The organism is Agrobacterium sp. NPDC090273, from assembly GCF_044772305.1.
Lineage (GTDB): Bacteria > Pseudomonadota > Alphaproteobacteria > Rhizobiales > Rhizobiaceae > Agrobacterium.
The window spans coordinates 352,318-371,678 of the sequence record NZ_JBIVYN010000005.1 but is presented as its reverse complement, the minus strand read 5'-3'; the positions used below and the strand labels follow the sequence as shown (position 1 = coordinate 371,678).

Sequence of the window (19,361 nt, the reverse complement as noted above, 5' to 3'; positions counted from 1 at the left end):
CTTGATCCCCCAGGAAATCATCCGCCGCAAGCGTGACGGGTTGCACCTCGATCCGGAGGAGATTTCCGGATTCGTCGGGGCCCTTTCATCGGGGCAGATTTCCGAAGGCCAGGCCGCAGCTTTTGCCATGGCAGTTTTCTTTCGTGGCATGAGCCGCGACGAAACAGTCGCATTGACGCTTGCCATGCGTGACAGTGGCGATGTTCTCTCCTGGAATGAGGTTGGCAAGCCCATTGCGGATAAACATTCGACCGGCGGCGTTGGTGACAATGTCTCATTGATGCTGGCCCCGATTGTGGCCGCCTGTGGGTTGGCGGTTCCGATGATCTCCGGCAGGGGACTTGGGCACACGGGTGGCACGCTCGATAAGCTTGAGGCCATTCCCGGCTACAACGTCATGCCGGATGAAATGCTCTTTCGAAAGGCCGTGCGTGACGCAGGCTGCGCGATCATTGGCCAGACCGGTGATCTTGCTCCGGCCGACAAGCGCCTTTACGCCATTCGTGATGTGACCGCTACAGTCGATTCCATTTCGTTGATCACCGCGTCCATTCTGTCGAAAAAGCTCGCCGCCGGTCTGGAAACACTTGTTCTTGACGTCAAGGTTGGCAATGGCGCTTTCATGCAGGATATCGAGGAGGCACGCAGCCTGGCGCGTTCGCTGGTCGACGTCGCGAATGGTGCTGGTCTGCCGACCGCTGCTTTGATTACCGACATGAACCAGCCACTTGGCGATGCTGCCGGAAATGCGGTCGAAATCGCCAATTGCTTGGACTTTCTTCATGGACAGAAGGCGGGAACCCGTCTTGAGGACGTTGTCATGTCTTTCGCCGCGGAAATGCTGGTGCAGGGCGGGGCAGCCGGGACGCTTGAAGAGGGCAGAGCGAAGGCTGCCGAGGCTTTGGCTTCCGGCCAGGCGATGGAGGCTTTTGCGCGTATGGTCACTGCGCTCGGCGGTCCTGTCGACTTCGTGCAACGACCGGCGCACTACCTGCCCGCAGCGTCTGTCGTTGTGCCCGTTCCGGCCGGCCAAAGCGGTTGGTTGACGTCCTGTGGGACGCGCGACGTGGGAATGATCGTTGTGGAACTTGGTGGCGGGCGGCGCAAACCGTCGGACACCGTTGATCCTTCCGTGGGCCTGTCCGGAATTTTGCCGTTGGGGACCAGGGTGGAGAAGGGTGAACCCATCGCCTTCGTCCATGCCGCATCACAGGACGCCGCTGCACGCGCAGTCGACAGAGTGCTGGAAAGCTATACGGTCGATACGGTCACGGCTGATATCGTTCCGGTCATATGTGAGCGGATCACCTGACGAGCCGCAGTTCGTCTCCGGCAACCTTGAACGACGAGAGTTGCCTCAGAAAGCTCATGCCAATCAGCGTTTTGCCGAGTGCATTGTCCTTCAGTACAATTGCATCGACGTTTTGAACGCGGATCGCGCCGATTTCCACCCGGGCCAGCCTGATGTAAGCGGCTTTGGTTTTGCCGTTGGCTGTCGAGATCGGATATTTGAAATCGAGACTGTTTACACCGAAACCGAGGCGCCGCGCAGTTGATTCATTGATCGCGACCGTTGAAGCACCGGTATCGACAAGACCATCGAACGGTTTGCCATTGAGACGGAAAGCGGCATTGAAGTGGCCGTTGGCATCCGCTTTGAGCGTGACAGTGCCAAGCGATACCGGCTGGGCTTTCACCGGCGCCGCTTTTTCAGCTTCGGGAGCAGGGCGCGTGTGAAATTTTTCTATGAGTGCAGGGATCTGCGTTGCACTGACCGAGAGGCTGACAAGAAGGAAAATCGTACGCGCCAGCAAGGATATGCTCCCGAAATGGATTGAACCAAAATGAGCATAAACCGCAAAACACCGAAAAATCCTGAATCAAGAACGCCATTTGCCAGATGTCATCCGGCAAATGGCGTTGATGGTTAAGGTTCGGTGGACGGAATTACTTCGTTCCGTACATCCGGTCGCCCGCGTCACCAAGACCCGGAACGATGTAGCCCTGCTCGTTCAGGTGGCTGTCGATGGACGCAGTAAAGATCGGCACATCGGGATGCGCTTCGCGAAAGTTCTTGATGCCTTCGGGTGCAGCAAGCAGACACAGGAAGCGAATGTTCTTTGCGCCGCGTTCTTTCAGTTTCTCGACTGCGGCAATCGACGAGTTGCCCGTTGCCAGCATGGGGTCGACAACGATGATCAGGCGCGCGTCGAGACTCTCTGGTGCCTTGAAGTAATATTCGACAGCTTCCAGCGTTTCATGGTCGCGATAGACCCCAATATGGGAAACGCGGGCAGAAGGAACCAGCTCCAGCATGCCTTCCAGAAGACCGTTTCCGGCGCGCAGGATCGATGCGAAAACCAGCTTCTTGCCCTCGAGCACGGGTGCTTCAATGGTTTCCAGCGGCGTATCGATGGTCTCCGTCGTCATTTCCAGATCGCGCGTGACTTCGTAGCAGAGCAGCGTTGAGATTTCGCGCAGCAGGCGGCGGAAACCGGCCGTGGACGTTTCCTTCTTGCGCATGATGGTGAGTTTGTGCCGCACCAGCGGATGATCGATTACTGTAACGCCGTCCATGAAAACTGGCCTTCCCTCGTTTCTTTGATACTTTTGTCATTCACCGAAAGCGTCGCTTTCGCAAGTGTTTCAGGGTGTTTTTGTCCCTATTGCATTCCCTTAAACCGAATCCAGTTTTGCCAGCAGCCGTTCCCGTGTCGGTTCGTCCACAAAGGCGCATTGAAGCGCCGTTCTGGTCATGTCGTTGATCTCCGCATCGCTGAACCCGAACGTCGTCGAGGCGAGTTCGTATTCCCGCACAAGCGATGTGAAGAAGAACGGCGGATCATCGGAGTTGATGCAGACCCGCACTCCGGCATCACGCAACCGCTTGAGCGGATGCTGGTCAAAATCCGGATAGACATTGAGCGCGATGTTGGAACCGGGGCAAACTTCCAGAACGGTGCCGCTATCGGCAAGTCTCGACACCAGAGATGCGTCTTCAATGGCGCGAACACCATGGCCGATGCGTGCGGGTTTGACGAGATCGAGCGCATCGCTCACGCTGAACGGTCCGCAGACTTCGCCTGCATGGATCGTCAACCCAAGGCCAGCGTCACGGGCGATATCGAAGGCGCGTGCATAATCGGCGACACGGCCCATGCGTTCTTCGCCGGCCATGTTGAAGCCGGTGACGAGGGGATGTGCCGTTCTGGCGGCATATTCGGCTGCGGCAATAACGCGGTCGGGGCCGAAATGCCGTTCACCGGTGACGATGATGCGGGCTTCGATGCCGGTCTTTTCCTTGGCAACGCGAATGCCTTCCGCGATGCCCTGAAGGTAGGCATCGGCACCAAGGCCAATACGATCGCCATGATCGGGCGAGATGATCAGTTCGCTGTAGATGGTATTGGCAGCGACAAGCTCGGTGAGATAGGCCTCCGTCAGGACCGCATAGTCCTCATCTGTCTTGAAGACCTGCGCGACGGCATCGTAGCAGCGAATGAACTCGGCGAAATCGGTCCAGACATATTTTCCGTCACGCAGAAAGCTGCTGCTGTCGATACCGTATTTTTGCGCCTGCGCCGCAACAAGGTCAGGCGGTGCCGCACCTTCGAGATGGCAATGGATTTCTGCTTTCAGCAAATGGGATGTCAAATGAAGCTCCTGCCGTGTACGCCGGCATCTATTCCAAGGTGGCGGGCAATGCTTTCGCCAATATCGGCGTAAGAGGGTCGAATACCGAGATCACGAGACCGTATGCCAGGTCCGAATGCCATGATCGGCACGCGTTCTCGGGTGTGATCCGTACCGCGCCATGTCGGGTCGCAGCCATGGTCGGCGGTAAGAAAGGCAATGTCTCCCGGCTTCATCTTGCGATGAATTTCGGGAATGCGCGCATCGAAAGCTTCGAGCGCTGCGGCATAACCTGCCACATCGCGGCGATGGCCGTAGATCATGTCGAAATCGACGAAATTGGTGAAGACCAGATCTCCTTCTTCGGCCTCGTCTATCGCCTGCAGGGTCGCATCCATCAGCGCCGCATTGCCATTGGCCTTGATGACGCGAGATATGCCCTGATGTGCGTAGATGTCGCCGATCTTGCCGATGGCGTGAACCTTGCGTCCTGCTTCGACCAGTCTGTCCAGAAGGGTCGGCTCCGGTGGAAGAACGGAAAAGTCCCGGCGGTTTCCGGTGCGCTCGAACGTCGCGACCGTCTCACCAACGAAAGGACGGGCAATGACGCGGCCAATATTCAGCGGGTCGACGAGTTTGCGAACGATCTGGCAGAATGCAAGAAGCCGCTCCAGCCCGAAATGGGTTTCGTGGGCTGCAATCTGAAACACCGAGTCGGAGGAGGTGTAGCAGATGGGTTTGCCCGTACGGATATGCTCCTCGCCGAAACGGGCGATGATCTCCGTTCCTGACGCATGGCAATTGCCAAGAATGCCCGGAACATTGCCTTCTTCGCAGATCGCTGCAACGAGTTCGGCGGAAAAGGCGTCACCCTCCGTCGGAAAGTAGCCCCAATCGAACCGGACGGGTGTACCGGCAATCTCCCAATGACCTGACGGCGTATCCTTGCCCTTAGAAACCTCGCTGGCGCAACCATGCAGGCCGTAGATACGTTCCGGCAACTCCATGCCTGCGGGCATGTCGCCACTTGCCAGTTCCGCAATGTTGAGGAGACCGAGCGATGTCATGTTCGGCAATTTCAGGGGGCCAGCGCGCAAGCCCGGGCGATCTGCAGCGCCCGCCGCGCAGAACTCCGCAATGTGGCCCAAAGTGTTCGATCCCAGATCACCATAATGGTCCGCATCCGGCGCGCCGCCCACACCGAAGGAATCAAGAACCAGAAGAAACGCACGTGCCATGTGTCACCACAAAAAGCGCGGCACGATCTGCCGCGACCCAAAACGACTTATATAGAACACTGGAAGGTGAACTGTGAAACGCTTTATTGGTCGGCGTCCGTCAGTCGTTCTCTGAGCGCTGTTTGGGCGAATTGAGATTGCGGGTCACATACCAGCCTGCAGCGACCACCATCGCAGCCAGTATGTACCAGGTTATTGCATAGGAGAGATGGCTGTTGGGGAAGGTCAGCATGGTCTTGCCGCCGATCGGCAGACCACCGGGATTGGCTGTCGCATCCGCATCGACGTAGAAGGGGGCGGCATGCGCCAGACCCTTGGTCGAGGTGATTTCGGCAATGTTGCGCGAATACCAGCGATTATTCGCCGGATCGTTGGTTCTGAGGAAAAGGCCCCCGGTTTCGGGTGCACGCATCAGTCCCACCACGTCGACAGGACCCGTGACCTCACCTTCGGCGCGCGTGGATGGATCGCGTTTATCCGAGGGAACAAAGCCGCGGTTGACGATGACAAGCGATCCGTCATCGCGCTGCAAGGGGGTCAGAACCCAGTATCCGGGACCCAGATCCGACACCGTATAGACCTGCACCTCGTCCTGATGGAGATAGGTGCCGGTAAGGCGGACACGGCGATATTCATATTGGGCTGGATCGGCAAGGGCCGCCCAATCGTTCTCGGCGGGTGCATCGACCGGCGTGGCATGAGCCCGCTCTTCAACGCGTGCGATGAGATCGAGCTTCCAGGACAGGCGCTTCACCTGCCACGTGCCGAGCGCCAGCAGGCAGCCTGTGAGAATGACGGTCAGGAAAATCACGACAATCGCCGCAGGACGAATCCGTCGGGAAGGAGTCGGGTTTGTCAGGCTGTTCATTGGAGCTGTATCCTGCTCAACCCATAACCCCATGAATCCGCTCTCCGATTCATGGGGTTATGGGTCTTCCGGAGAGGCAGCCCGCAAGCGATGCGGGCTGCGAATGGTACGCTATCCAGGCCCGTCAGGGCAGGTTACGCATCTGTTCCATGGTCATCGTCGGCATCATGTTCTTGTTCATGTTGTACATGACCCAGAGCGAGCCCACGAGCGTGATCATGACAACGACCAGCGTGAACAGCAGCGACATGAAGATCCAGCCGCCCTGCGACTTGGTGTTCATGTGCAGGAAGTAGATCATGTGCACGAAAACCTGGATGACACCGAGGACCATGATGATGAGCACGGTCGTTGTGCGGTTTTCAATGACATCGCCCATGACCAGCCAGAACGGAATAGCCGTCAGGATGACCGAGAGGATGAAGCCGATCATGTAGCTCTTGAAGGAGCCATGATCTTCTCCACTGGCGTGGTGATGATCGTGACCGTGATCATGCGAATGACCGTGGTCGTGCGTGTGTGTGTTCGAACCCATCACAGAACTCCAACCAGATAGACGAAGGAAAAGACGCCGATCCAGATGACGTCGAGGAAGTGCCAGAACATCGAAAGGCACGTCAGGCGGCGCATGTTTGCTTCATGCAGGCCGAACTTCTTGACCTGCACCATCAACGTCACGAGCCAGATTACGCCGAAGGTAACGTGCAGACCGTGCGTGCCCACCAACGCGAAGAACGCCGACAGGAAGGCAGAACGCTGCGGACCCGCACCTTCATGTATCAGGTGGTGGAATTCGTAGAGTTCGAGACCAAGGAATGCGAGGCCGAACACACCGGTGATCGCAAGCCAGATCAGCGTCGTATTGATGTTCTTCTTCTGGGCCTCCAGCATGGCGAAGCCATAGGTGATGGAGGAGAACAGCAGGAAGCCGGTGTTGATTGCGACCAGCTTGAGATCAAAGAGATCCGCACCGGACGGACCGGCCGCATAACTGCGACCGACCACGGCATAGGTTGCGAAGAGCGTTGCAAAGATAAGGCAGTCGCTCATCAGGTACAGCCAGAAACCCAGCGAAGTGCCGTTTTCCGGATGGTGGTCTTCCTTCAGGTAGAAGACCGGCTTTTCCGCGCCATTGGCGCTTTGGGCAGGTGCTTGAGACATTCTGTTACGCCTGATTTGCAAGCAGCTTCGTACGTTCTGCTTCGACTTCCGTTACATCCGATGCCGGAATGTAATAGTCGCGATTGTAGTTGAAGGTGTGGGCGATCGAGACCGCGATGATAGCAAGCAGGCTCAATGCAGCCAGCCACCAGATGTGCCAGACCAGAGCGAAGCCAAGCGCGACGTTGATGGCGCTGATGATGACGCCCGCACCGGTGTTCTTCGGCATGTGGATGGGGATGAAACCTTCCAGCGGACGCTCTGCACCGCGCTTCTTCATGTCTGCCCAGGCATCGACGTCATGCACGACCGGCGTGAAGGCGAAGTTGTAGGCAGGCGGCGGAGAAGAGGTCGACCATTCCAGCGTGCGGCCGTCGTAAGGATCGCCGGTGACGTCGCGCAGCTGCTCGCGCTTCAGGAAGCTGACGATGAGTTGGATGACGAAGCTGGCAATACCGAGTGCGATGAGGCCCGCGCCGAAGGCAGCGATTACGAACCAAATCTGCAGCGACGTGTCTTCGAACTGGCTGAGGCGGCGGGTAACACCCATCAGGCCGAGTACGTAGAGCGGCATGAAGGCGAAGTAGAAACCGACAAACCAGAACCAGAAGGACAGCTTGCCCCAGAACGGGTCAAGGCGATAACCGAAGGCCTTGGGGAACCAGTAGACGATGCCGGCCAGCACGCCGAAGACCACGCCGCCGATGATGGTGTTGTGGAAGTGGGCGATGAGGAACAGCGAGTTGTGCAGCACGAAGTCAGCCGGGGGAACAGCCAGCAGAACGCCGGTCATACCGCCGATGACGAAGGTGATCATGAAGCCGACGGCCCACAGCATGGGGACATCAAACTTGATGCGGCCCTTGTACATCGTGAACAGCCAGTTGAAGATCTTCGCACCGGTCGGGATCGAGATGATCATCGTCGTGATGCCGAAGAAGGCGTTGACGCTTGCACCCGAACCCATCGTGAAGAAGTGGTGCAGCCAGACGACGTAGGCGAGAATGGTGATGACCACCGTCGCGTAAACCATCGAGGCATAACCGAACAGACGCTTCTGCGAGAAGGTCGATACGATTTCCGAGAAGATACCGAAAGCAGGCAGAACCAGGATGTAAACTTCCGGGTGACCCCAGATCCAGATGAGGTTGACGTACATCATCGGGTTGCCGCCGAGATCGTTGGTGAAGAAGTTCGTACCAACGTAACGGTCAAGCGTGAGCAGGGCGAGTGTACCGGTCAGGATCGGGAACGATGCCACGATCAGGATGTTCGAACACAGCGACGTCCAGACGAAGATCGGCAGGCGCATCATGGTCATGCCGGGAGCGCGCATCTTGATGATCGTCACGATCAGGTTGATACCCGATAGCGTCGTTCCCACACCGGCGATCTGCAGACCCCAGATGTAATAGTCCATGCCAACACTCGGACTTCCCTGAATGCCGGAAAGCGGCGGGTAGGCCAGCCAGCCGGTCTGGGCGTATTCACCGATGAACAGCGAGATCATGGTGATCACCGCGCCGGCCGTCGTCATCCAGAATGAGAAGTTGTTGAGGAACGGGAAGGAAACGTCACGTGCACCGATCTGGAGCGGAATGACGTAGTTCATCAGACCCGTGATCATCGGCATTGCCATGAAGAAGATCATGATCACGCCGTGAGCGGTGAAAATCTGGTCGTAGTGGTGAGGCGGCAGATAGCCTTCCGATCCGCCAGAGGCAATTGCCTGCTGGAGACGCATCATGAGCGCGTCGGCAAAGCCGCGCAGCAGCATGATCAGAGCCAGAATGATGTACATGATACCGATCTTCTTGTGATCGATGCTCGTGAACCATTCCTTCCAGAGATAGCCCCACAGGCGGAAGTAGGTAAGGGCGCCAACGACGGCAAGACCGCCCAGCACCACTGCCGCAAATGTGACGATCAGGATGGGCTCGTGAAGCGGGATGGACTCCCAGGTTAGCCGCCCGAATAGGAACGACGTTTGATCGGAGTTGACGACCATTTTAGCCTCTTGGATTCAAAAACGTAAATTCGGCGCGGACAAGCCGCGCCGCAGAAAGCCGGGACGTTTCGTCAGCCAGCGACTTGTTTCGTTTCCGGCAGTGCAGCGGGTTCGAAAGTCTGACCCGAGATGACAGCCGGAGTGGATTGTGGGCCACTCGCCACGCCGTAAGGCGACAGCGGGGTGCAGACCACGGAATTCAGTGCCTTGGCGATATCGATGCCTTCCTTGCCACCGCCGCCATTGGCGTCGATGTGCATCATGTCGCGCATGCAGAGCTTGTTCGGTTCGACGCAGCGGTTGAGGATTGCGTCGTAAAGTTCCGGATCGACATTGGCGAAGTACTGCACAGGCTCGCGCTCGGAAGGCTTGGCGAAGTCCAGATACTCCATGCGGCCGAATGGCTTGCCGCCATCCTTGATCTTGGCGACCCACTGGTCGAAGCCCTGCTGGCTCAGACCATGGAACTTGAAGCGCATGTGCGAGAAGCCCGGGCCGGAGAAGTTGGCAGAAAAGCCGTCATAAACGCCTTCCTTGTTGATCACTGCGTGCAGCTTGGTCTGCATGCCGCCCATGGCGTAGATCTGGCCAGCCAGAGCCGGAACGAAGAACGAGTTCATCGCCGTTGTGCCGGTAATCTTGAAGTTGATCGGCACATCGACAGGGGCTGCGAACTCGTTGACGCTGCCGATGCCGAGTTCCGGATAGAAGAACAGCCACTTCCAGTCCATTGCCACCACTTCAACAGTGATCGGCTTGACCTCCGCCGTGACCTGACGGTTTTCGTCGATGCGGTCGATCGGGCGATAAGGGTCGAGACGGTGGGTCGCGATCCAGGTCACGGTGCCGAGCATCAGAATGATGGCGACAGGGGCAGACCAGATGATCATTTCCAGACGTGTCGAATGATGCCACTCAGGATCGTAATCCGTGGACTTGGCTGACTCGCGGTATTTCCACGCGAAAAACAGCGTCAGTGCCAGAACCGGAACGATGATCAGCAACATCAGAACGGTGGACGTGATGATGAGGTCGGCCTGCTGGCGGGCGACATCCCCCGAAGGGTTCATCACGACGAGGTTACAGCCGCTGAGCAGCAGCAGCGACGACAGGCCCCCAAGGGCCGAGGAGAATTTCTTGATCGTGCGCACGTTCTTAAACTCGATTATTTCATTGTGTGTCGGGGTTAGTTGCCAAACGTCATTTAATAAATGCGTAATTTTGTCGCGGCGCAGCGATTTTTCGCGGCGCAGCAAGAAAAGCATGGAACCCTTTCGGACGCGGATGTCGGGGGGATTATCGCATAGAGCCCTATTGGGGCAAGCCCTCTTGGGGGATTCTGTTTGACGGCCTTCAACCCCTGTGTGACAATCCGTCGCACGTAACGTGAACGGAAGAGGAGCCGTTGGCGTTACCGACATAGTTCGCGATACGCAGGAGGGAATATCATGAGTTATATCGATACGGCCTCATCCTATAATGGGCCGAATGGATCACACGGACAGACAGCGCCCGTTGCCGTTGATCCGGATCGCATCACAATCGCAGTCATTCTGGCGCGGATGACCGAGTTCTTCGACTTCTTCGTTTATGCTCTCGCATCTGCACTCGTCATTCCGTACGTGTTTTTCTCTTTTGCGGACCCGCTGACGGCAACCCTCTATTCCTTCGCGGTCTTTTCACTGGCCTTTATCGCAAGGCCGATCGGCTCCCTCGTTTTCCTGCAGATCGATCGAAAGTTTGGCCGTGCCGTCAAGTTGACGGCCGCGCTGTTCACGCTCTGTGGTTCCACCATGGCGATCAGCTTCCTTCCCTCTTTCGCGGAAGCGGGCATCATAGCGCCCGTCTTGCTGGCAGTCTTCCGTTTCGGTCAGGGTCTCGGTCTTGGTGGTGCGTGGGACGGGCTGGTATCGTTGCTGGCAATGAATGCGCCGGCCAAGCAGCGCGGCTGGTACGCAATGATGCCGCAGATTGGTGCGGCCATGGGCTTCGGCCTCGCCAGCGCATTCTTCATCATCTTCGTGACGCAGCTTTCCACCCCGGAATTCCTGGCCTGGGGCTGGCGTTTCCCGTTCTTTGTGGCGCTTGCACTCAATGTATTGGCGCTGTTTGCGCGTCTTCGCATGATTGTTACACCTGAATTCCAGGCCATGCTCGAGCAGCATGAACTTGAACCGAAGCCGATGTTCGAAATGTTGCGCAACCAGTCACGCGTCGTTTTCACCGGCGCTTTCGTGCCGCTGGCAAGCTTCGCACTGTTCCACCTAGTCACGGTTTTTCCGATTAGCTGGGTGACGCTCAACACAAATCAGCGACTGTCGGACTTCCTGTTTGTGCAATTCGTCAGCGCCATTATTGGTGGCGGCATGATTGTGCTGTCGGGTGTCCTCGCGGATCGCATCGGTCGCCGCAAGCTTTTGGGTATCGCGGCGGTGCTGATCGGTATCTTCAGCTTTATTGCGCCAGTATTGCTTGGCGCAGGTGATATCGGCCGGTATCTCTTCGTACTGATCGGTTTCTCGCTTCTCGGTCTTTCGTTCGGCCAGGCAGGCGGGGCTCTGGCATCCCGGTTCAGCCGTGAATACCGCTATACGGGCGCATCTCTGACCTCCGATATTTCCTGGCTCATCGGCGCCGGCTTCGCGCCACTCGTCGCGCTGGGATTTTCGTCCAAATTCGGTCTCTTTGCAGTGGGGCTTTACTTGCTGTCAGGCGCGATCTGTACCCTCGTGGCGCTGCTTTTCAGCCGCACCCTGGACATGCCATCGGAGTAGTCAGGGCAATTTAAAAATATCTTCAGCGCAAGCGCCGTGGAATCCTGTCGGATTTCGCGGCGTTTTTGTTTTTTTATTGCGCCATGGTCATTTTAATCTTGACTACATGCATCATGAAATATTATGTAAGTAATACTGACGTAATTTGGCGCCTTGACGCCGTTAAATAGTCATCAGGAATGGCGATGCGAACGACGAAAACGATTATTTGCGACAAAGCGGCATCGGCCGCCGCGCTGATTGGCGCTCGCATTGTGACCGTTCGCATTATCAAACGCCGCTAAGCAGAAAACCAAGAGGAGCAGCCAGGTCGCCTGCGGCTCCGCCCGCAGAGTGGATGGCTGTGTCAGCCGCGCTTTTGGGGAAAAGGGCGACGACGCAGAGGAATGCGCAACGAGAGGAGACGTCCGTGACAACGACTGAGCAGAGCACCGGCCTTTACGATGCAGCTTTTGAAAAAAGCAGCTGTGGCGTTGGTTTCATTACGCGCAAGGATGCAGTTCAAACGCATGACGTCCTCAAGCGTGGTCATGAAGCGCTCTGTGCGGTGCCGCATCGCGGCGGCATGTCGGCGGAAGGTGTGGGGGACGGCGCCGGCATCTCGGTGGATCTGTCTCTTTCCTTCTTTCGGAAGCTGACGGGCAATCAGACGCTTGCTGCAGGTCGCTTTGGTGTCGGCAACTTCTTCCTGCCGCAAAACCCGGCATTTCATGAGCGTGCCATCGGCATCATCGGTGACGCATTGGCCGAACAGGGTTTTTCCGTGTTGCTGGTCCGCGATGTTCCCGTCGACAATTCGGCGATCCGCCCCGCCGCAGTGCGTTATCAATTGCCTATCCGCCAATGGGTGTTTTCGGCGCCGGCAGACTGTAAAAGCCTCGGCGAGTTCGATTGGCGCATCCACAAGGCGTTGCTGGCGATCGAAGCGGTTGCCTACACGGTGCCGGAGCTGGCAGGTTTTTACCCGCTGTCGCTGAGCGCTCGCACGCAGGTTTTCAAGGGGCGCCTCAACTCAAATGAGGTCATGCCCTATTTCTGTGACCTTGTGGACCCGCGCCACGAAGTGCATACGATGTATTTCCATACGCGCTTCTCTACCAACACCGACCCACACCCTTCCATGGCTCAGCCATTCCGGTTGATGGCGCACAACGGTGAGCTGAACACCGACAAGAAGAACCGGCTTTCGGAAGCGGCAGTCGCTCTGGCGCGCAATGCCAGCATCATTCGGCCGAAAGGCCAGTCTGATAGCTGCCGACTTGACCAGACCTTGCAGGCCCGCGTCATGGAAGATGGCCTCGATCTCGTGACGGCTGTTGTCTCGATGATGCCACCAGCCTGGGAGAACGACGAGACCCTGTCATCCACCGTCAAAGCGATGCTGGAGTATTTCTCGCTTTATGAAGAAAAGAACGATGGTCCAGCAGCACTGATCTTTGGTGATGGCACCATCATCGGCGCCCGCCTTGACCGTCTTGGTTTGCGGCCGCTCCGTACGGTGGAGACGGAAGATTACCTCTGTGTGATGTCGGAAGCAGGTCAGATCGCGTTCCCTGCGGAAAGCGTTATCCGTCGTGGCCGTATCGAGGCGGGCGGCATGCTCTATTATGATCATGCCGAGGGTCGTGCCTGGTCGACGGTGGAAGCGCTCGAGATGCTGGCCTCTCGTCGGGACTACACGTCCTTGCTGCGGCAGGCGCGTGTGATGCTCGAGGAATTGCCGGAAGTTCCCGCAGAAAAGCAGGGTTCGCCGCTGCGTTATAATGGTGATCTGGAGCGCCACCAGCGTTACGTCGCCTATTCCCACAATCAGGAAAGCTTCAAGTTCCTGATGGACCCGATGCTGGCTTCCGGCGCTGAAAAGATTTCCGCGATGGGCTATGGCAACGCCATCAATGCGCTGTCCGATCAGGAGGGTGGCGTCGCCAAGTATTTCTCGCAACGCTTCGCGCAGGTGACCAATCCACCGCTCGACAGCATCCGTGAGGCGGATGGCATGACACTGCGCGTCGCGCTGGGCGCCAAGCCGAACAGCGGTGCAAAGACAGCACGCCAGATCGTCGTCCGTTCTCCGATCCTGACGCACCTCGACATGCTGCGTATTCGTGAACAGGAAGAAACGCCGGTTCGGCGTTTCGAAATGCTCTATACGCCGGTCTTCACGGAAGCGCGGGCGAACGAAGCCGCGCTGAAGCAGGCGATTGACAGTCTCTGCAACGAGATTGCAGGTTTTGCTGCAGCAGAAGGTGGTATCGCTGTCGTGACTGACCGCCATGTAGCGGCGGACCGTGCGGCCCTGCCAATGATCATGGTCGTTTCGGCCATCAATCAGAAGCTGATCGAGGAAGGTTTGCGTCTACGCGTCTCGCTGATTGTCGAGAGCGGTCAGTTTTCGTCATCGCATCACATCGCCGCCGCCCTCGGTTTCGGTGCTTCCGCCGTCTATCCGCTCGGCGTCCAGTTCCGCGCCGAGGAAAAGTTTGGCGGGGAGGCCGACAAGGCGTTCAAGCGTTTCGCCAAGGCGGCGGAAAAGTCTCTGATGAAAACAATGGGCAAGGTCGGACTTTGCACGGCGGAAAGTTACATCGGTGGCGAATTCTTCGAGCCAAACTTCCTGGATACCGAAGACCCGGTGCTGAAGCGCTATTTCCCCAACGTCAAGACGCCTGTTGGCGGTGTTAATTTCGCTGTTATCGCACAGGCCGTTGCCGACTGGCACAAGAAGGCGCTGACGGTGAAGAGTGAAAACGATATCCCGCTGCTCGGTCTCTTCAAGGAGCGTGCCGAAGGTGCGGGTCACTCATACGGCACCACTGCCGTTCGTGGTTTCGTTGACATGACGGAAGAAAAGATCGGTTTCGACAACGGAACCGACAATGAAGACATGCTGCGTCTTCTGCCACTCAACCGGCTGGAAGATGCCTTTGGCCTGAACGACGCTGCCTACTACCACAACAGCTTCGACCGGCTGACTCCTGAGGCGATCGACAAATTCGAGGTCACACCCGGATACCGTGCTTTCGCCCGCATGATGATGGAAGAAAGAGCACGCCGCCCTGCCGCCTTGCGCGACGTTCTGGAGTTGCCAGCCGATGTGACCTTCGCAGGTTCGGCCGAGGAGTTTCGTCGTGAAATGGGGCGGTTCTCGCGGCGTGGCAATAATAGTTTCATGGTCCGGGGCCTGCTGTCCGATCGTATCAATGACGATACGTTCCGTCTGCAACTGACCGGTACACAGGGTCATAATCTGGCGCGGCTTGCCGCTCTCGGACAGTCGCTGGTTGACCGTTTCGGCCAGGACATTTCCGGTCATTGGCTGGAAAGCGGTGCCCTTGCCGTACAGGCAAAGGGTGAGGCGCTCGCCTACCTGTCGCTCATCCGCACTGCGCCGGACAGCATTCCGCTTGGTTCCGTGCAGAAGGCAAGCGAGATCACGGCGACACTCGCTTCGGGCGCCATGAGTCATGGTGCGCTGGTCGCTGCCGCACACGAGGCAGTGGCGCACGGCACCAATATGGTCGGCGGCATGTCAAACTCGGGTGAGGGCGGCGAGCACATCTCCCGCTATGGCACCATTCGTGCCTCGCGCATCAAGCAGTTTGCCTCTGGCCGCTTTGGTGTCTGGGCCGGCTATCTTGCCGATCCGATGCTGGAAGAGATCGAAATCAAGATCGGCCAGGGCGCCAAGCCGGGTGAGGGCGGCCAGTTGCCATCGCCCAAGGTGACGGTGGAGATCGCTGCTGCACGTGGCGGCACGCCGGGGGTCGAGCTGGTGTCGCCACCGCCGCACCACGACACCTATTCGATCGAGGACCTGGCTCAACTCATTCACGATGCCAAGGCGGCGCGTGTTCGCGTCATCGTCAAGCTAGTATCCTCGGAAGGTATCGGCACGATTGCGGTGGGTGTGGCGAAGGCTGGCGCTGATGTCATCAACGTCGCGGGTAACACCGGTGGTACGGGCGCTGCAGCCGTGACCAGCCTCAAATATACGGGCCGCGCTGCGGAAATCGGCATTGCCGAAGTCCATCAGGCTCTTTGCGCCAACGGTCTGCGCGCCAAGGTCCTGCTGCGTTGCTCCGGCGCGCATCAGACGGCAAGCGATGTGGTGAAGTCGGCTCTGCTCGGTGGTGACAGCTTCGAGTTCGGCACCACAGCGCTGATGATGCTGAAATGCGTCATGGCCAAGAACTGCAACATCAAGTGCCCGGCAGGACTGACCACAAACCAGGAAGCTTTTAACGGCGACCCGCGTGCTCTGGCGCAATATCTGATGAACATTGCCCATGAAACACGCGAGATTCTTTCGGCACTTGGCCTGCCGTCGCTGCGGGAAGCCCGTGGCCGTTCGGATCTCTTGCACCTTCTCGATCACCCCGCCAGCGTCGGGCAGCTCGATCTGCGCGCGATGCTGACTGTGGTCGATGAGGTGATGATCGACGAGCCGGTCTACATGGAAAAGGACTTTGCGCTCGATGACGCGTTTGTCGAATTGGTGCGCTCTGCGCTGATCGACAGCAAGCGCGAAACCATCGAGCTTGGTGGCAACCGTTTCCTCAACAACTGCAACAAGAGCGTCGGTGGCCAGCTTGCCATCGATATCGAACGGCTGCTCAACCATGAACTGACGGAAGAGCAGGTCGCTGGTTTGCCTTCTGTCCGCCAGGACGAGCGCGGTCGTCGCTTCCTTGAGGCCGGTTCGGTTCGGATCGACACATCGGGGTCTGCCGGTCAGTCGTTCGGCGCATTCTGCAATGACGGCATGGTGATGGTGCACACCGGCACCTGCAATGACGGCGTGGGCAAGAGCGCTTGCGGCGGAACCATTGTGGTGCGCTCACCGGGCGGCGGGTCTGAAGAGGCAGGCGGCAACGTGCTGGTCGGCAATTTTGCGCTCTTCGGCGCGACCGGCGGCCGCACCTTTGTCGAAGGGCAGGCGGGTGACCGCTTTGCTGTTCGTAACTCGGGCGCAACGGCCGTTGTTGAGGGCGTGGGCGATTTTGCCTGCGAATACATGACCAATGGCGCGGTGCTGAACCTTGGAAGTTTCGGCAAGGGTTTCGGCAACGGCATGAGCGGTGGTTTCGTCTATCAGTACGACCCCTATGGTGATCTTCCAAAGAAGGTCAGCCACGATTCCATTCTGCTGGGATCGATCACCGGTGATGACGAACAGGCTGCCATCCATCATCAGGCTGTCTACCGCCTTTTGACCTGGCATGTGGCGGAAACCGGTTCTGCCAAGGCAGCATGGTTGCTGGAAAACTGGGAAAGCGAAAAGCACAATTTCGTATATGGCATGCCTCGTGCGCTTCTTCTTTATCAGGACAGCGACGAAATCCTGAAAGCAAAGCCACGCAAGGAATTGCTGGAAGAGTTGGCGACGGCGCTCGCTGCTCATCAGGTGCGCAAGTTCAAGCTGGCCTACCGTGATCGCAAGGCAGTCCTGAACGGGACTGTTCCGGGTTATGGCGAAACCGACACGGAAGACATGTTTGCGCTTCTCAACAACTACACGGTGTTGAGCATGGCGCAGGCCATTGCCATGCAGCGTGTACCGATGGCCAGCGGCCCGTCTGATCCTGCGATTGTGAAGGCTGTACGCAATCTGATCCTTACCGAAGACTACGCGCTGATGCAGCGGTTGTTGAAGTATGCCCGAGACGCTCTTTCGGATCACACCGATGAGCAGCTTGCCGTGATGATCGCTGCCAAGCGACTGGACGATTACAAGCAGGCCTTAGCACGCCGGAATATCTGGTCCGTGGATAGCCCCGGCACCTACGGCTGGATCATTCAGCAGAACAGGAAAAACATCGAAAAGATCGGGCGCCTGCCAGGCTACGAAGAACTCTTCGCTGCCCGTGCCATTCCCGACCTTGCAACCGCATCCAGCCAGAACAGGGCAGCGTGATGAAAATACCCTATATCCCCGAAGATGCCCCGTTCAATGGCGATCAGCGCGCATGGCTTGCCGGCTTTCTGGCCGGTCTGCATTCGCGCACTGCGTTGAGTGGGGACGCCGCGGTTTCCGCCGCTGCTCCAAAGGCTGCTCAAGCTGTTCTGAACGTCCTGTTCGGGACACAAACCGGCAATGCCGAAGCGCTGGCGATGGATATTGCTGCAGCGGCGCGGAAACAGGGCATGCAGCCTGTGGTCGCCGGTCTCGACGATGTGACGATGGAGACCCTCGCGACCATGAAGCGGGTCATCGTCGTAACCTCCACCTATGGTGAAGGCGAGATGCCGGACAATGCGCAACTTTTCTGGGATGCGCTGTCGGCCGAGGCTGCACCGCGTCTGGAAGGCATGAACTTCGCGGTTCTGGCCCTCGGCGATACTGGCTACGATGGCTTCTGCCAGGCGGGCAAGCTCATCGACACACGGCTGGAACAATTGGGCGGCAAGCGCATGCAGACCCGCCTTGATTGCGATATCGATTTCGAGGATGCGGCTGCAAGCTGGATAGGCGAAACTCTGCCACTGGCCGTTGCCATTGAAGGTGGTGCAGTCTCCGTTGCCGTGGAACCAGCAGCGGACGCGCCTGAAAAGGCAAAACAGGGCTGGAATCGCAAGAACCCCTATTCGGCACGTCTGAGTGTCAACCGCAATCTCTCCGGCACGTCTTCGTCCAAGGAAATTCGCCACTACGAATTTGATCTGGGTGAGAGCGGACTTCAGTACGAGGCGGGTGATGCGCTGGGTGTGGTGCCCGTCAACAATCCGAAGCTGGTCGAAGCTTTGGTAGAAAAGCTTGGCGCCACAGCCGATACCGTTGTTGCTGGATTTGACCAGCCGGTTGGAGACCTTCTTCTCAAGACGCTCGAAATCTCGACGCCTTCCCGTGATTTCGTCACGGAGGTTGCGAAACGTTCAGGCCACGAGGAACTGAGTCATATCCTTCTGAATGGTGATCGCGAGCAACTTGCGGCGTTTCTCTGGAGTAAGGATATTCTTGATCTGATCTCGCTTGGCGACAAGCAGCTTTTCGAAGTGGAGGAGTTTATAAAGCTTCTGAAGCCACTGCAGCACAGAGCCTATTCCATATCGTCGAGTCCCTTGATGGCTGGAAACAGCGTTCATCTGACCGTCGCAAGCGTGCGCTATCGCGCCGAGGGGCGTGATCGCGGTGGTGTCTGCTCAACCTATCTGGCGGATCGTGTGGCAGCCGACCAGAACGCCGGTATTTTCGTGTCGCAGAACAAGGCATTTCGCGTTCCACAAAACGACGATGCGCCGATGATCATGATTGGTCCCGGCACCGGAATTGCGCCTTTCCGCGCTTTCCTTCAGGAGCGCCAGGCACGCGGCGCGAAGGGCCGCAACTGGCTGTTCTTCGGCGACCAGCACCGCCAGGCGGATTTCATCTATGAAGACGAACTCGGTGACATGAGCAGGGCGGGCGTGCTGACACGCCTTGATCTCGCATTTTCCCGCGACCAGGCGGAAAAGATCTACGTCCAGACCCGCATGAAGGAAAATGGCAAGGCGCTCTATCAATGGCTGGAAGAGGGTGGGCATTTTTATGTCTGCGGCGATGCAACGCGCATGGCGCGTGACGTCGATGATGCCCTGCATGCGATCGTTGCCAGCGAGGCAGGGATCTCGGCGGAAGCCGCGGGTGACTATGTCAATCGCCTGAAACGGGAAAAACGATATCTGCGAGACGTCTACTGAGG

Annotated in this window: 13 protein-coding genes; 4 read left to right on the top strand and 9 right to left on the bottom strand. The window is 57.8% G+C overall.

Annotated elements, in window-relative coordinates; genetic code table 11:
* Position 1 precedes the first annotated feature (1 nt).
* Positions 2-1,312 carry a thymidine phosphorylase gene (deoA, locus tag ACIQT8_RS16145; RefSeq protein ID WP_400967045.1) on the top strand — a complete coding sequence of 437 codons (1,311 nt, stop codon included), beginning with the start codon at positions 2-4 and terminating at the stop codon, positions 1,310-1,312.
* Here deoA and ACIQT8_RS16140 read toward each other — a convergent pair.
* From ACIQT8_RS16140 to cyoA, 9 genes are all read right to left on the bottom strand, one after another.
* The gene (locus tag ACIQT8_RS16140) at positions 1,305-1,814 is read right to left on the bottom strand and encodes a TIGR02281 family clan AA aspartic protease (RefSeq protein ID WP_400967042.1); all 510 of its coding nucleotides are present in this window, start codon (positions 1,812-1,814) and stop codon (positions 1,305-1,307) included. The two genes, deoA and ACIQT8_RS16140, sit on opposite strands and share 8 nt — an antisense overlap.
* 133 nt (positions 1,815-1,947) lie before the next feature.
* Positions 1,948-2,577, bottom strand: coding sequence for a uracil phosphoribosyltransferase (gene upp, locus ACIQT8_RS16135; protein WP_138794197.1), 630 nt, complete (start codon positions 2,575-2,577; stop codon positions 1,948-1,950).
* A gap of 99 nt (positions 2,578-2,676) precedes the next feature.
* On the bottom strand, positions 2,677-3,654 hold the full coding sequence (locus ACIQT8_RS16130) for an adenosine deaminase (protein ID WP_400967039.1): 978 nt from the start codon (positions 3,652-3,654) through the stop codon (positions 2,677-2,679).
* A complete protein-coding gene (locus ACIQT8_RS16125; protein WP_400967036.1) occupies positions 3,651-4,871 on the bottom strand; it encodes a phosphopentomutase in 1,221 nt (406 codons plus the stop codon). Before ACIQT8_RS16125 ends, ACIQT8_RS16130 begins: the two co-directional genes overlap by 4 nt.
* A gap of 100 nt (positions 4,872-4,971) precedes the next feature.
* Positions 4,972-5,739, bottom strand: a complete 768-nt coding sequence (locus ACIQT8_RS16120; RefSeq protein WP_400967033.1) for an SURF1 family protein — start codon at positions 5,737-5,739, stop codon at positions 4,972-4,974.
* Positions 5,740-5,863: 124 nt separating this feature from the next.
* Positions 5,864-6,274, bottom strand: coding sequence for a cytochrome o ubiquinol oxidase subunit IV (cyoD, locus tag ACIQT8_RS16115; RefSeq protein ID WP_138794201.1), 411 nt, complete (start codon positions 6,272-6,274; stop codon positions 5,864-5,866).
* Entirely contained in the window at positions 6,274-6,900 is a 627-nt protein-coding gene (cyoC, locus tag ACIQT8_RS16110; RefSeq protein ID WP_138794202.1) for a cytochrome o ubiquinol oxidase subunit III, read from the bottom strand. The genes cyoD and cyoC overlap by 1 nt, the downstream gene beginning before the upstream one ends.
* Positions 6,901-6,904: 4 nt before the next feature.
* Complete coding sequence (gene cyoB / locus ACIQT8_RS16105; RefSeq protein ID WP_138794203.1) at positions 6,905-8,908, bottom strand: cytochrome o ubiquinol oxidase subunit I; 2,004 nt, start codon at positions 8,906-8,908, stop codon at positions 6,905-6,907.
* Between the two features lie 71 nt (positions 8,909-8,979).
* The gene (gene cyoA / locus ACIQT8_RS16100; RefSeq protein WP_400967029.1) at positions 8,980-10,059 is read right to left on the bottom strand and encodes a ubiquinol oxidase subunit II; all 1,080 of its coding nucleotides are present in this window, start codon (positions 10,057-10,059) and stop codon (positions 8,980-8,982) included.
* A 297-nt stretch (positions 10,060-10,356) separates the two neighbouring features.
* Here cyoA and ACIQT8_RS16095 point away from each other — a divergent pair, with 297 nt between their 5' ends.
* The 3 genes from ACIQT8_RS16095 (at position 10,357) to ACIQT8_RS16085 (ending at position 19,359) form a co-directional block, all read left to right on the top strand.
* Positions 10,357-11,682, top strand: coding sequence for an MFS transporter (locus tag ACIQT8_RS16095; RefSeq protein ID WP_400967026.1), 1,326 nt, complete (start codon positions 10,357-10,359; stop codon positions 11,680-11,682).
* A gap of 409 nt (positions 11,683-12,091) precedes the next feature.
* Entirely contained in the window at positions 12,092-17,596 is a 5,505-nt protein-coding gene (locus ACIQT8_RS16090; protein ID WP_400967023.1) for a glutamate synthase-related protein, read from the top strand.
* Positions 17,593-19,359, top strand: a complete 1,767-nt coding sequence (locus ACIQT8_RS16085) for a sulfite reductase subunit alpha (protein ID WP_400967020.1) — start codon at positions 17,593-17,595, stop codon at positions 19,357-19,359. The genes ACIQT8_RS16090 and ACIQT8_RS16085 overlap by 4 nt, the downstream gene beginning before the upstream one ends.
* Positions 19,360-19,361: the final 2 nt, after the last annotated feature.